6 protein-coding genes are annotated in these 21300 nt (G+C 60.9%); all 6 read right to left on the bottom strand.

The window, feature by feature from the left end:
- Positions 1 to 131: 131 nt before the first annotated feature.
- Entirely contained in the window at positions 132 to 2918 is a 2787-nt protein-coding gene (locus tag ABE528_RS25215) for an RHS repeat-associated core domain-containing protein (protein WP_346654385.1), read from the bottom strand.
- Between the two features lie 15 nt (positions 2919 to 2933).
- Positions 2934 to 8072, bottom strand: coding sequence for a SpvB/TcaC N-terminal domain-containing protein (locus tag ABE528_RS25220; protein WP_346654386.1), 5139 nt, complete (start codon positions 8070 to 8072; stop codon positions 2934 to 2936).
- Between the two features lie 29 nt (positions 8073 to 8101).
- Positions 8102 to 9568: a hypothetical protein gene (locus tag ABE528_RS25225; RefSeq protein WP_346654387.1), complete on the bottom strand. Its 1467-nt coding sequence runs from the start codon at positions 9566 to 9568 to the stop codon at positions 8102 to 8104.
- Positions 9569 to 9697: 129 nt separating this feature from the next.
- The gene (locus ABE528_RS25230; protein ID WP_346654388.1) at positions 9698 to 11707 is read right to left on the bottom strand and encodes a hypothetical protein; all 2010 of its coding nucleotides are present in this window, start codon (positions 11705 to 11707) and stop codon (positions 9698 to 9700) included.
- Positions 11682 to 16250, bottom strand: coding sequence for a neuraminidase-like domain-containing protein (locus tag ABE528_RS25235; protein WP_346654389.1), 4569 nt, complete (start codon positions 16248 to 16250; stop codon positions 11682 to 11684). Before ABE528_RS25235 ends, ABE528_RS25230 begins: the two co-directional genes overlap by 26 nt.
- 48 nt (positions 16251 to 16298) lie before the next feature.
- Positions 16299 to 21002 (bottom strand): Ig-like domain-containing protein, encoded by a 4704-nt coding sequence (locus ABE528_RS25240; protein WP_346654390.1) that lies wholly within the window; start codon positions 21000 to 21002, stop codon positions 16299 to 16301.
- Positions 21003 to 21300 lie beyond the last annotated feature (298 nt).

Below are 21300 nucleotides of genomic sequence, written 5' to 3' on the forward strand. Positions count from 1 at the left end.
GCCGGGTTCAAGGGGTTGATTTTGTTGGGGTTTGACGGGGGTTTGGTGCTGGGGTGGGGGCAAAGTGCTTCGGGGGTGTTTGTGGGGCAACAGTGTTCACCGGAGGAGGGATTACGCCTGCGAGTTCCTCCTCAGACTCTCGCAAAGAGCCTGGCTTCTCTCGCCTGAAGACGGCGAAATCGGTTATGCGGGTGAGCACCCACTATTTGCCCCCTTTTGCCTACCGAAATGGCGATAAAGTGTTTTTTACCTTTGAAGTTGACTTGGTAAACCGGACGAGTGGGATTTCCCTCCCCTTCCACTATGTTTCCTGCAGCGAGTGCTTCGAGCAATAAGACCGGCAGATCCGTCATGGCAATACCTGCGTCCATGAAGTCTTGCTCATGTCTCCTCACTACATGATTCAAACCCATGCCCTTGCCTTTGGTGAGGTAGAACACCTTATTACCGTGCACGTCAGGACTGGGGCGCTCGCCTGCGCCGATTACCTGCACGCCCTCTTCAACACTCATTGTCAGCTTACTCAGGTACCGGACCATTTCCGTCGGGTCAGTTGTGTATCTCTTGCCCTGCCCGCCTCCAGGACTATTCGGCGGCTGGGTGGACGCTCGGGACAAATTCGAAGTTGAGGATCCACGTGAAGAACGTGAAGCGACTGTAGAAAAACCATCATTGTCTTCTTCGTGCGCGAGGGCTGCTTGCATGGACGCCTTTTTCGCCTCGCGCTTTTTCTTGCCGGGCTTGCCTGGCTTGCGATCAACAGCTGTTTCTGCGGCCGGCTCGATCATTCTGGATGATGATGCGGCCTCCTCAGGCGTTTCAGACTCATCCTGGTTGGGCTCTCCCTGTGCTGGCGCTTTGGGCGTGAGTGGCCGTCCTTGGTCCATCAGACTTCTCATACCTCTGACCAGAGACTCAGGTGAGTACATCAAACCCTGTTCATCAACCCGCACTACCGGGTTATTCAGAACCATGCAGAAAAGATTGAGCCCATCGACCGTGCCTGCCGGGTCTGCACTCAACCAGCAGCCAAACGCTGACAGGTAGTAACGCCATCCGTAGTAATACAACCCTGTCGCATCAAGTTCCTTGCCCGAGTAGCGCAAGGTTCGTTGCTGCAGGTTGTCGATTTCAACGCTGCCCTCATCACTCCCGGTCGTTTCACCGTAGGGCGCGTACTCTTGGCGAGCCACCACCCTGCCAAGCGCATCGGTTTCGCCGCTGCTGCTGCCCAGGTGGTCGGTGAACCCATACCGCAGCTGATACTCACCGTTCAGGGGCGAATGTATCCAGCGCACGCCGGCGTGTTCAGTGATAACCACCTGTTTCTGCAATTGCCCATCGAGCTGCCGGCTACGCGTTTCGCAGCCGCCCGCATAGGTGACGAGGGTGGTCTGCAACCCTTGCGCCAACTTCAGTGTGGTGACCTTGCGCGTACGAGTGCCGCCGTCGGCATAGTGGAAACGCTCCACGTCATCTTCACCCTCGGCACGCCTGACCAGGCTGACCTGGCGCAGTTGGTTGTCCGCCTGCCAGCTCAAAGGCCTGCCATCGGCCAGGGCTTTCTGCAAACCGCCAGGCACAAACCCGGTTTCCGGTGTCAGCTCGTGCCCCTCAGGCATCGCACGATTGCTCTGCTTGGACACCATCCGCTTGCGGCTGCGCGAACCGGCCCCACCGTTGTGGCTGAGCACGATCAAGTTGTCGCCATCATCGTAGGTGTAATGCTCGGTGTACTTGCTCCAGGCATTGCCCCCCTTGCGGTCCGCAGCCGAGAAGGCCGGCGACCAGATGCCGCTTACTTGAATGCGCTCTCTACCGCTGGCCGAGACCAGGCGATACAGCGTGTCGTAGCCGTATTCACGCAGGCCATCGGCGCGTGTGTTGCGATGCCAGGTCGGGGAGGCGCCCTGATCGTCCAGGCTGAGGATATTGCCAACCGGGTCGTAGGTGTAGTGCAGGTCACTGATCTCCAGCTTGCCCTGTGGATGATCACCGCGGCGGTAGGTTCGATGGCGACTCAGGTACTGGGAACGGGCCGAATAGGCATAGGTATCGGTCACATCGTTGCCTGCCGTTTGCGACAACGGCACGCCATCCGCGCGCCGTTGCACGGCCTTGAGCACCAGGGTTTCACCTGCACCCTGCCCCATCCAGGTTTGTGCTACCGCACCGCTGACGTCGTAGACCGATCTCGTGCTGACGCCCACTGCATTGACTTGCTCAAGGCGCGCTCCGACGGCATCCATACGGTTGATCACGCGCAGGGGCGGCTCCAGTTCCTGCTCGCTGCTGCCCGCCCAGTCAGGCTGTTGCGCCTGCGGGCGCAACAATTGCTGGCATGTCTCAAGGGCCCGGCCGCCCAGTGAAAGCGAGTGGGTGTACATGACCCCGGCATTGTCGAAGTGCGCGACACATTCGCCCGCCAGGTTGTGGCTCCGGCGCGCCGCCAGCGGCTCGCCATAGTCCAGGCGCTCACGCTGACGTTTCACATCGCCCGCCGCCTGTTCGCAAACCTCGACCAAGCGCCCGCCGGCACTGTCGTGTTCATACGCGTGCGCCAGGACCGTGCCTTGGGCATTGCTTGCCCACAGCGCTCGGCCGGCGCTGTCCGTCAACGCCAGGGTGGCGTCAGCGTCGACTGTGTGCAGCCTTAGCGTTTGCCCGTCAAGGCCCTGCACGGTGGTGGCGTCAGCCAGCACTGGCGCGTCGGCCGCTGCCTTTAGCGGTCGGGCGCCGAACTGGCAGCCGGTGCGCGACAGTGGATCAATGACCGTGCGCACGGCCAGCCAGCGCATGGGCTGTGCTGCGTCCGGCTGGCGCAACAGGTGCAACGCCCGCACCTGAATGCCGCTGCTGGCGACGACGGCCACCTCTGGCGTGCCAGCATGCAGGGTGGGTAACGATAGCTCGCTCATGCGCTTCGTCCACACTCAGTGCAACGTCCGCCGGGCCCTGTCCCGCGCCAGTTCGATGACCTCGGCCCAGGTGTCGTTCTCGTCCTCCGACACGGTGAACCAGGGATACACCTGCACCCGCCGCTCGTAGTTCGCCCACTGGCCTTCCACGTCCTCGCCGTTGGCGCACACCACCTTGTATTCACGGCCCAGCGCATCGTAGTAGTGGGTGTCGGCGTAGATGCCCTCGCGCGCACTGTCGTCGCTGACCCAGCGCCAGTCATCGAGGTAGAACGGCAACCACACGCGCACCGCCTGGCCTTTGTTGTCGAACTCGGTCTTGCCGGTCACCGCCCAGCGCACCGGAGTGTCCTTGACGACGGCCTGGCCCTGGCCATCGGTTTGCAGGCCGCCGGCCTCGGTGCGCACGAAGGCTTCACCCGACGGATTGAGGATGGCCGTCTGCAGGACCTGCCCGCCCCCATTGAGCACCACCTTGACCCTGACCTGCTGCTCCTCGTCGCTGTCATACCGGTCGGTCTGGATCTGGATCACGTAGGGTGGCGTGCGCCCCTCCATCATCGACGGCACCGATACCCCATCGCGGCGCAAGCGCTCGGCATCTCGGCGCCAGGCCAGCTCACCGCAACGCCTGCTGCTGTCGGTGCTGCCATCGGCCTTCAGCGCCAACGGCATCCAGCTGTCGGCCACGACAGTGAACGCCTGGGCCACCGGAACCTCCTTGCTCTTATTGAGTGCCACCGCGGCCTCGACCGTGGCAGGTGGGTCGAAGGGCACGTCCGGGGTGTAGCCGCTCATCACCGCCTGATCACTGCCTCCAGGGGTTTCAGTGCCGTAGAAGCGGGTATGCCGGACCCGGCCCAGGGCATCGAGCTCGACGGTGCTGGTGTTGTCGTTGGCATCCTTGATCTGGATCGGCGTGAGGAAGCGCCAGTCATGCGCCTCGACCGTGGTGGTCAGGCCGGCGGCGTCGGTGACCAGACGCAGCGCCAGGCCATGGGCGGTGTATTCCAGCTGGCTGGGCCCGGTGACCGTGTTCTCTTGCACCGTCCTGGGCAGCCAGAACAGCTTGCTGTCATGGTAGTGGCTGATGCCATGGTGGCCGCAATAGGCTTCCTCGACCAACGGCTCGCCCGGGATGCCCGGTACGCCGATATCCTCGGGATCGTGGGGGTCTGCCAGCTCCGGCGCGTCCGGGGCGCGGCTCATGGCGACATAGCCGCCGCGCTTGAGCAACTCAGGCAGCGTCTCAGCTTGCACGCGCTGGTTGAGCAGCGCCTGCACAGCGGCCAGCCAGGTTTGGTTGGCCTGTGGCAACGGCACGTCATCCGCGCCCGGTTGCAGGGCGTTCAGCACGGCACGCCAGAGTACGGGGGTAGCGTCGGCGCGTGCCAGGGCTGCATCGGCGTTGCCGTGCAACAGGTTGAGGGTCGTGCCGCCCTCCTCCTCATGGCTGGCAAACCAGGTCAGCACCGCCCACAGTGCCGTATCCGGCACGCGGCTTTGCTTGTATACCGCCGCCTGCAGGCCGTCGGGCAAGTGCGCCGGGTCGGCATCCAGCAGGCGCAGGCGCAGGGCATCCACTGAAATCACCGATTTCAAGGCTTCACGCAATATGCCACTGGCTGCTTTATCGTCTGGCGCAGTCTTCAGGTAGGCAAGCAATACCGGGTAAAGCGACGTGCCCTCGGCCAGGGCTGGCAGGCGTTGGCGCACCCGTTGCAAGACCTCTGGATGGTTGTCCGGGGAGTTCAATGCTTGCCTTACAAGGTCGTGCAAGGTCTGTTCGAACGTCGGGCGCAGCACGTCCAGCGAAGCCTTGTCGAGCATCGCGGTGCGGCTATAGGCCACCAGCGCCTGAGGTGACGGCACGTTGGCCACGCCAGTGCCTTTGGCATCGCGCCAGACCACTTTTTCGTAGCCCGCCAAGGTGGCCTTGCCCGGGTCGGCCAGCGGCAGGCCTTTTTCCAACAGGTACTCAAGGGTGAAACCACCCGCCGGCTCATCGCTGGCGGCAAGGCGCACCACATCCTTGCGCTGCGTGTCGGGCAGGCCGATCACCCAGCTGTCGTCGTCGACCAGGTTGTGCACCGTGGTGCGCGTGAGATTGACCCAGCAATCGTATTGCTGGGGGTCGCAACTGGCGGTGATCAGGCCTTCGGGCAATGCCTTCGGATAGATCGCCCGGTCTCGCTCCTCGGCCTCGAGCGCCCCTGGCGAGAGGCGCCGCGGGTAATGGATGCTCACGCTTTCCAGCACCGTGCCGTAGGCATCCTGACGCAGCACGATGTCCTGCTTGATCTGCGGGTCTTCAGGGGTGCGTTCGCAGGTGATGGCCAGGGCCTGCACCGGTGTCACCAGCGCCGCCGGGCGCAGCGGGTCGGCCGTCGGGCAGGCGCGCACCTGCAGGCGCGGGCGTGCCACGCTGTAGGGCCGGTCGGCACGGGCGTGGCCATCGTCACCGTAGACTTCCACACGCATCGGCTGGCCGCGCAGGGCGCGGAACAGCCACGCTCGTTCATCCGGCCCAGGCTCGTAGGCCTGCTCGCCCTCGTCCTGCCATTGGGTAAAGCGCACCGCGCCAGGATCGAAGCCATGTTCGGCTTCGGTATAGGCGCCCAGGGCGAATTGATCATGGGCCTCGATACCGCAATAGAACCAACTGCACGTGCGCGCCGGCGGCGATAGGTGCGCGGCGCCCTGGCTGGCCAGGGCATGGGTGTCGGTCTGCTGCAACCGGGTGAAACCGGCGAACTCGCGTTCCTTGCCGTCCCATACGCCCCCCAGGTAAGTGCTCTCGCTGCCCAAGCGAAGGCCGGTGATAAGGTTGTATCGGGTAATCTTGCTGACCGTATGCACCGGGAACGGCAGGTAGCTGACCGGGGTCTTGCCGGTGGCCTCGATCACCGCCGCCTTTTCGTCCAGCCAAGCCTGCGCCGAGCTGCGATAGGCCAGCTCCGTGCAGCTGCCGGCATTGTCCAGTACGGTTTCCAGCAACCAGGGGCGCTTATCGTTGAAACGGTACAACCAGCTGCACGGCTCCAGGTCTTTGCCATGGTGAAGGCAGGTCAGCAGCAGGTCTGCCGTACCCTGCCCGAGGATATCGGCAACCTGCAGGTAACACTCTGTATCCAGCGTCACACCTGGTGGCGCGGGTATGAACGCGCCCTCCTGGTAACGGTTGCCGCTCTGGCTGACGAACACACGGATGCCATCGGGCTGCAGGTAAAGAATGTCGGTGGTGCCAGCACCATCGGTATCGGCCAGGAACACCCTGGAGGCATTGAAGTCTTCCACTTCGAAACCGGCAATCGCGATGGCGTCGGCGAAACGGCCATGGCCCAGCGACGGCCACAGGGTCACGCCCTGGCCGGTGATGCGCACCAGGTGCGCCTGGCCACTGCCGGCAGGGTCGGCGAAAGCCACCAGTTGGTGCTCGGAAGGCTCCAGCGAGGGCAACGGTTCGTCCCCGTCATACCCTTGATTAAGCGCGGCCAACCAACCTGCGGTGCCGTTGGAGGGGTACAGCCGGACACTCCTTGGCCCCAGCGCGCGGAACAGCACGACATCCTGCTGGCTGTTGCCAGTCAGGTCGGTCATCCGCGCATGGGGGTGGTTGAACTCGGTCGGCAAGGCGCTCAACGGCACCAGGCCGCCCCAGGTGCCATCGGGCGCCAGGGTGAAACTGCCCCGCAAGCCCGCGGTGACCAGCCATTCCGGGCGACCATCGCTGTCCAGGTCCATCAAGGTACCTGTCGAGCTGTCTGGCTGGATACGCAGGGTTTGGGGTGCGCCCCAGGTGATCTCATCCTGCTGAGCACCTGGCCGCCGTTGCGGTACCCGGTAGTACCAGGCGCCCTGGTCGAGGTACAACAGGCCGGGAATCCCCTCGCCATAGAGGTCGGCCAATTGCCAGGCCGGCGACCAGAAGCCGTCGAGCGCCTCCAGCGGCTCCCACACCGGCTTGTCACGCCCTGGCCGGCTCAGCGCGAATTCCAGCGGCGGCATGTGGCTGCTGGCTTCATGGGTAATCTGTTGCACCTGGGTCAGCACGCTGGCGACCGCACTGCTGTCGTATTGCAGGTGCAGGCGCGCGACCAAGGTCGGTGTGTCGTCGTCCGTGCCCGCCATGCGCGCCGTACGGTGCCACAGCAACACATCGCGGCACAGGCGGCGCACACGCACATTGAAGCCGTAGCGCCAGAACGAGAAACGGTCCTCGCGCAGCGGCCAGGGTTGTTTGGTATCGAACGGAGGGGGTGCGCCAGTGTCGGCGCCGCGTTCGCCGTAATCGAACAGGGTAAAGGTGAGGAAATCGCGTTCTTCGAAGGCGCCCTGCGGGATCAACAGGGCATCCGAGGGCGTGACGTTCATGGCGTGGACTGACGCCGGGTACACATGCGTGACCTGCGGATGAGCAGCCCGTTCATCGTCGCTGCAACCCTGCTCATCTTCCCCGCGATAGCGGTACACCACATGCTCGCCGCGGGTGGACACGGTCTCTTCCAGGTACCAGCAGGCCACATGCTGCGCCTGGGCCGGGTCTTGCAGACGGGCCGATGGCGACCAGCCGTACAGCGACAGGCTGCCATCGCCGGGGTAATGCAACCAGAAGCCTGCCGGTTGTTCGCCACTATTGTCCACCCAGTGTTCCAGGCGCTCTGCCGCGCTGCCGCGGCGCGCACGCCACGGCGTCACGGTGTACTTGCCCAGCTTGCCCTGAGCCCTCCACCTGGGTGCCCACGTGTTACTCCCCCGAGTGCTGCCATCGGGCAAGGTGTCGGCCTGGCGAGATGCCCCGGCCTGGCGGATCTCCTCCCCCGACGGGCCGGCCAGGCGGTCGCTGGCATCGTACTTCGGGAAGCCGAAACGGGTCATGCGCACCACCGCCGGCAACGGGCAATCCCAACCGGCGCCAAATGCGCCATTGCCGCCGCCGGAGGAATATTGCAGGTTCAGATCGGCGGACAGGGCGCGGCCGGCGGGCGATGGCAAAGGCAGTTGCCAGCTGGCGGCGCCATCCGGTCCACCGGCGGAGAGCATGCCGCCGCCGATGGAGACGGTGCCACCGCCTTTGGGGAGTGCAGGGGCGGTGAAAAATGATGCGCTACCGCCTTCTAAGTCCATGGAAGTAGAGCGAGCGTGTTCTGACATAGGGGCAGTACCTGATTGTGTCAGCCAAATTATCTAACGTCTACTGTAAACTCAATCGCACTCGGATATTCATAAACCAACTCCCCACCCATATAAATAGCGAAGGCGACATCTACATAGCCCAATTTTGTACGGTCAGTGATATTGACAGTAAGAAAACAGGTATGCACATCCGGCCGATCAAAACCTCTTATCCCTACATTACTTTGCCTGCTGAGCCAAACTTTAACTTCAGCACCTACAGCCAGCAGGCCATCAATCCCCTTCAACTCAATCTTCGACGTTTCGTACTCCTTGACTCTTTGCTTATAAAAAATCAGCTGAAGGCCGTTTAAGTACAAGCCCAAATCATTACTCATCACCCCACTGAGCGTCATGATCGTACCGACAGACGCCGGACTGTCATAAAGCCGATTATTAAACACCACAGGGTGCGCACTTGAACGGTCCTCATCTGGCGCTATAACGTCCCATCCCAGTGTCGTCCCTTCGACCAGGTCTACACCCTCAAGGTCGGGCGGCGAAAAAGTGGCTTTCGGAAAATACCCTGTGTGTTGTGACTCTATATGGATTTTCTCACCCGCCAACGGACTCCCAACTGGACACTTAACTTTAAAATACTGGCTCACTGTCTGCTTCGGTTTCAAGATCCTGGTATCACGCGTAATCTCGAGTGCGTCCTCCAGTCTTTCCGGCAAAACGAAGTACTGAGTATCCTCTATCCCTTTATCGATCCCTTCTAGATAAAAGCCCATCTTCAGCCGTGTGCTGCGTGCTGGAATAGTCAACTCCCAGGTGGCGCCTGACGCAGTCAATTCCTGCCGTATCGTTTTAGCTGGTTTAGAAGGCACCTCAACATCGAAATAATTGAACCAGGCCTTAAACCCTGTCACCGGACTACCGGGTTTCGGCCGGAGTATGGCCTCAACCTTTTTACCCAGCGGCAATAATAAATCCTCACCACTGACCAGCTTACCATTGATAACCAGCTCCGCTTCGTCATCGAGTTTGTCTGACACCAGCAAGAAATCATTGGTCTCCAGGGAAGACTTACCATCGTCAAGACTCACCGACAAGGCGAACTTCCCACTATTAGCTTCACCCCATACATCCCATTCATACTTGCCATCAATCAAATCAAGCGACTTACCGTAACCAGGCCTCGCCGCCATATCACTCTGTGAAATCCCCCCCCGATGTACGAATCCCAACTCGGCAGGAATTTTGAGTGTCTTCAGCGGACTGTTTGCCTTGGGTCGCACGCGTAGGTGCTCCAGTTGCGTGCGTTGCGGAACATGATTAGTCATTTCCCAATCGACTTCATCTGCCAAATTACGAGACAACAACGCGCCCCCCTGCATTTCAACCGGGTCGGCATATTCATCGACGCTGAACTTCAAACCAAAGGTGCCACTGGCCTCTTTTCCGGTCAGCGACCAAGTCGCGCCACTCGCAGTCATGTCCTGCCCGTATCCGTACTCCGGTTTCGCAGTCATATGCTCCTTGGCAAGCGTCCCAGCGACAAAGGTAATCCGCGCTTGTAGCGATGCATCGGCGATCGGACTCCCAGCTTTGGGCGCGAGCCTGACCTCTTGCGCCAACCCGCGGTAGAACAGGTTGTTGGTTTAAGGTGACTGGCCCCCCACTATCAGTTCCATTTCGTCATCCAACTTCGTGGACAACAACACAGCCTTGGCCAACGACACCGGTTCACCGAACCCTTCAAGGCTAACACTCAGCCCAAAAGTACCGCTGACAGCCCCGCCCGTGAGCGACCACGACCACGCGCCCCCCATCCGAGCATTCTCAGCACCAAATTCTGGATCGGCCGACATGTGAGGTTTTGCCACGCTGCCATCGACAAATGTCAGGGTAGCCTTTAGCGCCGGCATGCGCTCAAGCGGGCTGCCAGGCTTGGGAACCATGCTGAAAACCTGAGGCTTGCCGCGCCAGAACAGAGGCGGTTTTTGCGCAATGATACCTGCCACTTTGAAGTCGACTTCATCCGCCAGGTTCGCCGACGTCTGCCCGCCTTTCAGCGAAAATGGCACGTTCAAACCCGCCGCGAAGGCATCCAGGACGAACGACCCTCGACCCTCACCGCTGCTGATCGTCCATTCCAGCCCCTCTGCCGGCATGACCATAGCTTCCTTGGGAGCAAAATCGATGCCCAGTTTCTCTGCACTTTCTTCTTGGGAGCGCAGCGTGATCGCCTTGCCGATGAAGTAATCACCTTTCGGTTTGAGCAGTAGCTTATTGCTTCCAGAGCCAAGCTTCAGATGCAGCCCAAGGTCTTTTAAGTCCACCGGCTTGCCGTTGAGCCACACCTCCACTTCATCGGCCCAAGGGCTGCTGGCAAATACACGAATCTTCTGGTTTTTTTCGCTTGAATAGCCTTCCAGGCTTGTGCAAATTGCCGTTATCTCAGCTTCGTTGCCGGTACCCTCATCACCCTTCTGGGCCGTGTACTTCACTAGCACCTGGCCACGTTCATCGCTCGGCTCGGTTGCGAAGGGAACGCCATTGAGCAACCACTGGACTTGCGCGCCTTTGATGTTCCGCCCAGGCACGAAAAAGTTGGAAATGTAAGTGGTGAGCGTGGCGCTGTTGGCGTTCTGGTCGTCGATGACCAGTGCGATATCTCCCCCCTCGATCTTGCTCAAGCCATAGACGTAGTCGCCGACGTTAGCATCGTGCTTGCCTATCGCCGCCTGCCACCAGCTTTTCAAACCCAGCGACAAGGGCACGGAAGCGGTTGTGGCATCTGCGCTCGAGGTAATGGTCCAGGCGGTTTTCGTGGCGCTGAGCGTATTCTGGAAACTGTCGCCGTCGACGTCGCCGCGCTGAAAAGGCGGGGTGGCCTGTAACGCCAGCTCGATCGGCAATTTATCCTCATGCCAGCTCAAGGCAACAGGCTGATCCAGCCAGCTGCCAGCCTCGTCCCCTGAAACCTCAAGCCGATGCTCTGCCCCATGGCAAAACTGGTAAGGGGCTGCAGCCTGCTCGATCTTCAGGCCGTCCGGGTCGACGACCAGCGTTACCTTGGCCTTCAACTCGGGCAAACGCACATCCAGGTCGGTGTTGCGCAAATTGAGGTAGGAGCGGCCGTCACCCGCTTCGAACTTGATTCGAATCGCGGTAATGCCACTGTGCAGCCCCTTGATGCGCTGCAGATCACGGGTTGTCCAGTTGACGTTCTCCGGTTTGGGCACGGGTGGCAATCCATGCGCGGGCGGGGTTGCCTTCACACCTTCCATGACCACGGTGTCAAGCAGTGCCCCTTCTTTCCCTTCGCTGAAGTCATGAACCGTCAATGTGCAGTCAGTCAAACTGCCGGTGTCATATTCCCAACCCACCCAGTAATCGGGCCGAGCATCGTCGACAGGGTTTGCCGCAACCGGCAAGACGATGTCCTGCCACAACTGCGCCTCAGGGTACAGCGCCACATAGGGGTAGGCGGCGCTCGGTTGCTCGTAATCGCCTTTGAACTGCCAGGCCTTGCCGGTACCAATGCTACCGAGTGGGAACGAAGGTTCCCTGACCAGGTCATGGCTCTTGCTTTCCTCTTGCTTATCGCCTTGGCGCCCGCTGGGAACGCCCGGTTTTTCGTCATTCGCTTGGTGAAGTTTGGACATGATCGTCTCCAGCCTGAGGCTGCATTGAAAGAGGGGATGGCGCAGGGGTTATCCGCATTGGAGCCAGCAACGCTGTTACGTCACGGGTGAACTGCACGCCGCCGGGCAAGGCGAAGTAACGTACGTCGAGGACGATATCGCTAAGCCCTTCCAGCAACGCCTTTTGCGAGTCGGGAAGCGGGAACTGCAAGTGCCAGGACGAAACGGCGCCGGTGCCTTCGAACGGCAGGTAGCGGTCATCTGCGTCGGCGGCGGTCACCAGCCCCAGGTCCTGGTTGCCAGTGGACAGACACACTTGCTGGTGCGAGCGCAGGCTGATCATCACGTTGCGGCCATCACCGTCGCGTTGGGCCTGTGGCGTCAGGAAGTTCACCGCCGCGATGTCAGGCCTGATCATCAAGCTGCTTTGTGTCTGGGTCAGGGTGGCGCAGATATTCTGATAAGGCCCCAGCAGTGCAGGTAGCGTCACGGCCACACTGTGCAAACGACGCATGTAATGGCCGGGGTAATCTCGGTCGAACAGGGATTGCGAGAGGTTTAACGCCAGCCCGTCGTCAGAGCTCAACGCTTTGAGCACACCGGCCCAGTCCTTGATCGGGTCGCCATTTTTATCGAACAGCAGCTGCTCATCGCCCAGCAGCAACTGCTGCAAGGAGACCGTCTTGCGAATCTCAAGGTGCCGCTCGTTGCGCAGCAGTGCTTCAGCCTCCAGGCGTTGCAGGTCGAGGCGCAACTCTCCGCCCGCATTGAGGCCGCGGCGGTCGGCCTGCCACACTGTCGTGCGGATGATGCGCTTGTCGTATCTGCCGCTTTCAAACTGCCAGCAGGCTTCGGCGCTGTTGCAGAGGCTGACGGCCACATCGAACAACGTCGAAAGCCATGTGGTAGCCTGGGTTCGCAGCCATTTGTACAGGTCCCCGTTGGTCGATCGCTTGGTGTAGAACTCAACCATAGCCTTAGCCTGGTCCCGGGCTTTACAGCTGTGAACGTACCCATCGTGTGCCGCCTGGGTGGCGAGTGCCTGGGCTTCAAGCTGCTTGTCCAGCACCTGTAGCTCTTTTTCAGCCTGTTTGTACTGCAACTGCCAGTCTTGCCGACGGCGGCGGTACATCTCGGTGTCTTGCATGTTTTTCGCGGCGACCTCCACCGCACTTCCCGCCGCGTGGGTTAAGGTCCCTGCCGCGATCAGGGGATTGCCCAGCTGTTGCCCACCATTAGCTACGCCGAAGATATTCGGCGGGGTATTCATCAGATAGCCTTTCGCAATCATCACGCTGCCAGCGATGGTAACAGCCGAGCTCTCGCCAGCGACAATCCTTGCCGTGGTTTCCAGGACCGAGACATTTTCGTCATACAGCTTCTTGTAATGATCATGGCGTTCTCGCGCGCCAGCCTGCATCACCGTCAGCACGTCATGGTTCTTGCGCTGCTGCTCATACAGCTGTTGCTGCATGCTGATGGCATACTCGGCGATCTCCGCCGCATGGCTGAACTGCAGCTGCTCTTGATTGATGCGATCTTCCATTTCCATGAAACCGCGCAGCAACTCAGCGAACTGGATCAGGCTGGCCACTGTTTCTTGTGCCTTGGCGAGCAGGGTGCGGAAGCGGTACGGCGGCACCACGGTGCGGTAGCCCTGCAGGTGCGCCAGGCTGGCGTTGCCGCCCATGCGCGCGAGCAGGAGGTCGAAGGGGTTGGCTGGGGCCTCGTACAGCGGCAACTGCATCGGCTGGCCCTCGAGGGTGAGGAAATGCCGCAGGTTATGAAACCGCCGTGCCAGCACGCCCCAGGTGTCCAGCAATTGCTGGTTCGCCGGTGCGCGGAAGGCCGGGTGCGCCGCCGCGCCACACCAGACGAACGTCTCCAGCTGCTTGGGCAGGTCGGCGGGCTGCAAGGCATGGGCATGCTCAAGCAGCCTCATCTGCCCGCCATCGAATGCTTCCAGCAACGCGTCGACGGTCTTGGGCTGCCAGGTATCAATCGCCCTGGCGTTCGGCGCCTCCCCCATCAGGTCTGCCGCCATGTTGTAGAGCAACCAGGCATTGGCCAGGCTGTCACGGGTCTGGCGCCGATAGAGCAGGTCGGCCTCACCGATCAGCAACTGCACCTGCTGCATGAACACCGCCTTGCGGTAGTGGGACGGTGCATGCAAGGCAATCGCGTGGGGGTCGGCCAGCTGGTGCTCAAGGCCGGGCGCCTGGGTGTCGTCTTCCAGTAGCCAAGCACAACTCCAGTAATCGACACCGGCCTGTTCGGTCGCCGCCTGCTTGCGTTGCGGGTCGAACACCAGCCCCAGCCAACGGCGCGCGTCCTCGAAGCGCTCCTCCTCCTGTAGCCGCGAGGCGATCAGGTGCGGTACATGGAAGTACAGTTCGCGAAGGTACAAGCCATTGGCGTCGAAATATTCCACCCTCGGATCATTGTCCGCGCGCTGCCACCCCTGATAGGTCACACTGTTCGTGCTGGCTTTGTAGGCGGGCTCTTGCAGCAGCTGGGCATCCCAGGCAAAAACGGCCTGGGGTGAGGCCTGCGCTCGGTTGATCAGATCGGTGACATGCTGGGAGTTCAAGCGCGAGGTGACGTCACGATATTTAGCCTCCGCCTGATACAAGCGTACGACCAGGAAGTCCGTACCGCTCGCCTGCCGAGCGATGATCGGTGCCTTACCGACATCGATCAGGTTGCCCAGCTCGACCACAAACTCTGCGGATTCGCTGCCACTTGCAAATGTGATCGTAACCTCATCGGCTCCTTTTTCCAGCGGCTTACTTCTCCAGGCGCTGGTGGCGCTCCCGTTCAGCGTCAAGGTCTGCGCGCCAAATTTTTCTCCAGCAATGGTAACCGTGAAGTCTCTGGTGGCCATTGTCTCGACCAGCCCAGTGATAAAGTTTTTGTGGCTCGCCAGTGGCCGTGCCTGGCTGCCATCAACGCTGAAGGTGAAACCGGCGCCCTTGAGGATTTCGCTGGCTTTATAGCCGAGCAAATGAATATCAAAATCTTCAAGTTCAACCTCCACCTCGTACCAGCCATAACGGCGCATTTTGAATTTGTTACTCAATACCTGAGTGACGGGTTTTCCCTCGTGCTTCAACTCCACACTCTGGAACGCTGGTAAGGAAGGAGTGATGCAACGCAGCAACAACACGCCGGACGGGCCAGTGAACACCTCTGCGTTCACGCCACTCGAGATGAGAAAATGAGCCCCAATGCTGCTGAGATAAACCGACTTGGGGCGCAGAATGGGTTCAACCTTGGCACAGCGACCTCGTGCGCGAAGTGTGTAGGTTTCTGCTGGGTGTGCTTCAAGCGATACATCCACTTCAAGAAAGGTGTCACTTCCAGGCTTTCGCGTGACCGTCACCGGTTCCTGCTTCGCATGGGTGATTCGGCGCTGAAAAGCCAGGCCGCCCGCTGGGTCGGCAAAGGTTGCGAGCAGCGCGTTACGGTCAGTTTCACTGAAGACTTTATCCTCAGGCGTATCGCGCTTAAGAACATCACGTTGCACGTGCCCGACCAGTGTTTGGTTTTCCACCCAGGCGACATATAACTGGTCGTCGCTACCCTGCGCCTTACCGACGGCCAAGGTCAGTAAACGATAATTGATGGGCTTTATGGGATCTTTATCCTTTGCGGTTTCCTCATAGCTACTGAGCAACAGCTCCGGTGTCGACCACTGTTTATCCAAGCCCAGGTACATCAACTGCACGTTGAAGTCGTAGTGCTTCTTGGTACCCTCTTCGATTTCGCGCGGCGCTTCCTGTTGCAGCCACACCAGGTGCAGGCGCCCGCAGAACAGCACGAGTCGGGCCTCGAGTACCGTGGCGGCGGGCGGCATGCTGATCGCTTGCCACTCGCTCCAGGCATCGGGTTGCACATAGGTGGACTGCTGGTCCAGGCGCACGGCGACTTTGCGCCAGTAATACTTCGGCGGCGAGGATGTGTCGCAGCCCAGCAGGTAGTAATCCGAATTGGCCAGGGTATAACCGGGGAACTTGCCCTCGTCCCCCGGCGGGCCGGGATAATCGATGTAGCCGGACTGCACGCGGATACTGTTCTGCAACTCATAGCCGCTCAGGTAGTTCAACAGCGCGTTCTGGACGGCCGCATCGGTGATCTTGCCCTGGGCCAGGTCGCTTTCCAGCGTCTGAAACAGCGCGGTCTTGTCGAAGCGCAGTTCCGGGCGGATGTAGTTCTCCGGGTAGTCTTCGAGCATCTGGTAGCCGGCCCAGATCGAATAGTTGGCCATGCCCTGCTGCCAGAACGTGCGCAAGTCCTGTGCAAACGCCTCGTCATAGCCTGGCTCGATATTGTTGAAAATGCCGTTGATGTAGGTTTGTACACAGGCCAGCGCTTCAGCCAGGTACGACGTGGTCACCGCCGACGTGACCTGGGTATCGAGCAAGACGTATTTGCTCAAGTGCTCGGGCGTCACCATGTTGAGCGCCGACGCCTGCAACACGTCGGGCAAAACATGGTGAATGCAGTAGTTCGACAAGGCGTCCCGCCATTGTTCGGCCAGCTGATTGCTCAATGCAGTGTTCATGGTCACCTCGGTAGCCGCGATGAAAGACCGGGTCTTGGTAAAAGGGATTCAGCGGGCTGGATGGACTTTGACCGGAACCAGCACGCCGTCAACGGCATGGTCGTACATCAGCCGGAACTCGCCTGCGCGGGCTTCAGGCAACGCCGTGTTCTCGCACACGAGGGTCCATTGCACCTTGCCATCGACGAATTTTTGCTTCTCGCCAAGCCCAGGGTCGACGGAAAGCCCCAGCGAGTACGCCGAATGGCGGCCGAAATAGCGCAAGTTCACTTCCATGCCGAGCAATGGATGGTCTTTCAGGTGGAAGCTCAGAACGTGCGTGCTTTGCCCTGACAATGGCTGCGTGATCTCGACACCCTGTGGTGCGGGCTCACCGTCCAGTTCGACGTCAATCTCCAGCGCCGGCAGGAATTCGATGGGGTCGAATTCGCGTTCCTCTCCAGCCCAGCTGGCAACGACCTGGGCAGTTTTCGCTTCATCGCTCTTGAGCGAGAAGCGGCTGATACCTTCTGCCCCGGTCAACTGCACCGTGGACAGGGCATCGTCTTCCAGCACCTTCCAGGTCACCGGGTAACGCGCCACCGGCTCGCCTTTGGAACTGCAGATCTTCACGGCGAATTCAGCCGCCGAGATACCGTCCGCCATTGGCCAATCCCAAGGCTGGATGAGCTCATGCTCATCGGCATCGAGCAGTACCTCGAACGCCAGGTCTTTACTGACGTAGTCCAGGCCATCAGTGGTCAAAAACACCGTGACCCGCATGTGGCCGGCGACGGCATTCTTGAAGGTGGCGTTGGCCATGCCGTCGTCACCGCTTTGCGTATCAGCCAGGTCCAGTTCAGCGCCTTCGCATTCCCAGCGCAGCGGCTGATTGCCCACCGGGTTGCCATCCAGGCCGTTGATCAAGGCTCGGATGACGATCGGCTCGCCGGCCACAGCCGCCGAGACAAGGGTCAGGGTGCTGATGAACGGTTGATTGGCGAAGCCGATTTCGCGCTGCAACGGGGCCAAATCGCCGAACCAGGCCATGACAATGCCGGTGCCCGCCGCCATGCTCTGCACGCGCATGGTGCTGTAGCCTTCATGATCGGTCGCGGTGGTACCATCGCTGTCGACCAGACGGCCGATGCTGGTCGACCAGTGCACAGGGCGATCCCCCCCCACGTTGTCGAGTTGATCCACAAGTTGGAAACGCAGGGTGTACGTGCCTTGGTTGCCCGCAGGGAGCCAAGGCTCCTGGGGCCGGTCACTGGCGGCCCACATCCTCAAGGTCGCGTCATCGCAATCAATGACGACGGGTGGCGCGAACGCCTCGCTGTCGAGCAGATAACGGGCTTTGACGTTCGCAACCCCCTGCGTGTTACCCGCCTGCAGGGTCACCTCAGCACGCCCTTGCTCATCCGTGTAACTGAAATGGTCGAGCAATACCCCCTGGTCGGTGGACCAATTCACCCGAATGTCCGATACCGGGCTGTTGTTCATGTCCAGCAAGGTCAACGTCAACGTCGTGCGTTTTTCATGTTCCTCGTACTGCTGTTCAAGCTTGTGACCCACCACGTTGGCCACCAGTCGCAGGGAGGTCGCGGTACAGCGCGTGGACAGGCTCTGGCGCAGTTCCTCGTCATCCGTCGGTGCACCGGCCGAATGCAGCAGGCTGCTGAGCATTTCTTCAGCTGCGGCACGGAAGGCTGCAATATCGCTGCCGGGGCCAAGCTGGCTGAGCTTCATCAACGAGGCAGCGCTCAAGCCGGTTCGCCGGCACAATTCGCGGGTATCGAGCAGTGCACACAATTGGCCGAGGTTGCGGATGATGCCATCCGCCGAGACCAGGCTGGCCACGTCCAGCACCTCACGAATGCCGCAGCCCAGCCAGTTGGCAATCTTCTCGGCGGCGGCATCCTTGACCAGGCGGCGTTCGTTGTCGGTCATTTCGCCCAGGGCCTCGACCAACGCGAAGTAGCCCAACAGTTGCGCTTCCGACTGCTTGGCCATGCGCAGCAAACGGGTGTAGCGCTCAAGGTAGTAGAGCGTCGCAAAGGTCAGGTCGAGTGACGGAATACTCAAGCGCTGGCGGTGCACACGGACCAGCAAGCTGGAGAACAAGGCCGGGCTCAAGGTAAAGCGCCTGACCACTTCGGCGCGGGTCTGCATGCGCCGCTCCAGCGGCAGGATGATCTCCAGCTCGCGCGAGTCCAGCTGACCCGGGTCGAACGCGACCGCGCTGGCCATCCACTGATGCACGTTGGACTCGGCCCAGTAAATCACCGGGACGATCATGTTGGACTCAAGGCCGAACAACTGCGCCAACTGTTCCTGCACCACACCCCATTGCTGCAAGCGCACGCGCAGTACCACCCCAAGAATCAGGCTGGTCAGGTGCTCGGCTTCATCCTCCATCAACTCCGGCAATTCGGCGTCCTCGGCCGAGCGCCCTGGGTCATCCTCCTGTGGCTGCAATCGCTTGATCACGGCCTGGATTTCCCGCTTGGCGAAGTCTTCATACTTCACCGGGTCGAAGTCCTCTTCCGGGCTGCCGCTGTCGCTGATCAAGCCCTCACCATCCACGATCTGCACCAGGTAGCTTTGCCAATTGCCTTTGTTCAGCGGCATCACCCCTGCGTCCTCGAGCAGGCTGTTGAAGTCACGGAAGGGTTGCAGCTTGCTGGCCAGCTCGGTCAGCGTGACCCTGACCTCCATGGACGCCACATCCGAACGCTCGAGGGGCAGCAATTGGCGCACCAGCCAGGCAATCGGAATGTCCTGCTCCTGGCACCAGAGCACGCACGTGGCGAGGGCATGGACGACGTTGACCACATCGGTCTGGCTCGTGTCGTTGCGGTACATCGAGACCTGGGGTTTGCCCGCCAGTTGCAGCGCGTACAGCCCCTCCGGGTTGAGCACTTCCAGCAAAGACAGCAGTTCGACCGGTGTGATCGACAACAGGCGAGCCAGCCATACCACCCGGTAGAACGCCGAAACCACCGCCAACGAACGGGTCAGGCCCGCCCCGCCCTGGGCCTGCATGATCGCCCGCGACAGTGGCCGGAAGGTCTCCATGTTGATGCCCAGGCCGCTGCACAACTGGTCGACGGTGCGTTTGCTGGCGCTGTCATCAGCCGCCAGGCTGAACGGTTGGTCATCCAGTACCAGGGCGTTCGGGCCGTCGCCATTGAACACCTGATCGAACAGGCTGGACGCCGTGCTGGTACCGTAGATGGACATGCCGGACAGCAAGGCCGAGAACCCCTCGGTGAAGCGGGCGAGGCTCTCCGGCGTGTCGGCCATGGCAAACCGTTCGCGCAGGAACTGGAACAGGCCCAGGCTGCGTAGCGTGTTGGGCGTGATCACCATCGGCCCGTCGACGTTGGTCAGGCGCCCGCGGCTGCGCTCGATCACGCTGCGCGTTTCGCCATCGATGGCAGCACAGAGCAGCTGGTCGGCTTGCGCGTACGCCAGGCCAAGGGCGCTGGCCACGCGCACCAGGCGGTTCAGCCGGTCGCACCGGGCGGCCGTGAGAAAGTGGAATTCGTGCTGTGTTTCATCACCGTCCTTGCTACCGACCCCGACCGGCTCGCCGCCGCCGCTGTTGATGAAACGCGCGCCTGCCTGGCTGGCGCTTGCCCATTTGCCGGTGGCTGCGACGGGCACGTTGGGCGAGCGCAGCGGGGTGTGGTCGGCCAAGGCGAAGAGCTGCTCCATGCCCGGCTGATCGATCTGCAGCGCCTGGTAGAAATTGACCACGTTCTGCAGGTTGTGGAACCCTTGAACACCAAAATTGTGCTTGAAGAACGTCTCTTGGGGAGACGGCTTTTCGTCGTCGTCACCGGCGCGGCTGCCCTTGTGCATCGCATGCAGTTGTGCCGCCCGTGGGCTCAGCTGAACCCCGGTGCCTTCTTCGAAATAGGGCACCTCAAGGAGCATCTGGCGCAGCAGCGGCCCCATTGAAGTGTCCTGCAGCAAGGCATCGTCAGAGTGTGCTGAGTGGGCGCCTGGGCGGATGAAATATGGCGCCTGGGTGTCACTCAGGCGGGAGACTTCGCTCAGGTGGACCTTGCTGTGGCCCAGGACTGTGCGGATCTGCGCCCAGTAGGCTTCGTAGGGAAACAACCGCGGCGGGTAGCGAACCGCCAGCAGCTTGTCCTCGATCTGCGTCAAGTCATTCGCCGCTTGCTGCCTCTTGATCAGTTTCTGCAGCACATGGATGACGAGTTCGACCTGAGTCACCTGCTGGTTCATGGTTTGCGCGTCAACCATCAGCTCGAACAAATCGGGCCGGCGCGCTCGCAGGGACAGCGCACGGTCTTCATCGGCCTCGCTTTCCAGGCATAACTGGACGAACAGGAGCAAATCGATCAAGTAGGCAGCAGGCGAAATGGTCGCATCCACCGCCTGAGGATCAGCGCTATTGCCCCAGCTTGGGCGAAACTGGTTTTCGAAAGTGGGCCCGGTCGAATGCGCGAGAGGGCCTTTGAGTTCGTCCGCCGAGCGCCTGCGGCCATCGCTCAAACGCTTTTCCCGGAAGGCCCGCATCATGGCCGCGCGGCTGACATCCAGGCGTGCCTTGAGCCGCTTCGCTTGCGCGTGGGTCAGGGTCGGGAACTGTGCCATCAACGCGGTCGGGCGCAGGTGCTGCAGGCCGACCAGTAAATTGTCGGCCAGCGGGGTGGACTTGAGCTTGACCTTGATGCCTGGCTCGGTATCGAGCAGCTTTTCGAACAGCGATGCGGCCTTGCCGGCCTTTGGTTTTGCCATTGCCATCTCCCGAATACGCGTGTTGCTGTGAGCAGCCGTACAACGTTGGGGGAAGGCTAACGGGGGGGATGCGTATCCGAAACTGGTAAAAATGTCAGGTGTGGGCGGCCGGCGGGCGTGCGAAACTCGGGTTGAGCTGTGCCGGGGAGTCAACCTCTTGGAGGGATTGCGCCTGTGAGATCGAGCGCCGCGAGGGTGTCAGAAATTTTGTGTTCGGGCATAACATGAGTAAGAGGTGCATGTATGCCAACCAAAAAGAAACCCTTGCGTGACCTGCCCAAAATCCCCAAAGAGCTGC

Source organism: Pseudomonas sp. TWI628, from assembly GCF_039673865.1.
Lineage (GTDB): Bacteria > Pseudomonadota > Gammaproteobacteria > Pseudomonadales > Pseudomonadaceae > Aquipseudomonas.

Coding starts and splice junctions, on each gene's coding strand:
- ABE528_RS25215 (WP_346654385.1), bottom strand. CDS start 2,918: ATGAGCGAGCTATCGTTACCCACCCTGCATGCTGGCACGCCAGAGGTG.
- ABE528_RS25220 (WP_346654386.1), bottom strand. CDS start 8,072: ATGTCAGAACACGCTCGCTCTACTTCCATGGACTTAGAAGGCGGTAGC.
- ABE528_RS25225 (WP_346654387.1), bottom strand. CDS start 9,568: ATGACTGCGAAACCGGAGTACGGATACGGGCAGGACATGACTGCGAGT.
- ABE528_RS25230 (WP_346654388.1), bottom strand. CDS start 11,707: ATGTCCAAACTTCACCAAGCGAATGACGAAAAACCGGGCGTTCCCAGC.
- ABE528_RS25235 (WP_346654389.1), bottom strand. CDS start 16,250: ATGAACACTGCATTGAGCAATCAGCTGGCCGAACAATGGCGGGACGCC.
- ABE528_RS25240 (WP_346654390.1), bottom strand. CDS start 21,002: ATGGCAAAACCAAAGGCCGGCAAGGCCGCATCGCTGTTCGAAAAGCTG.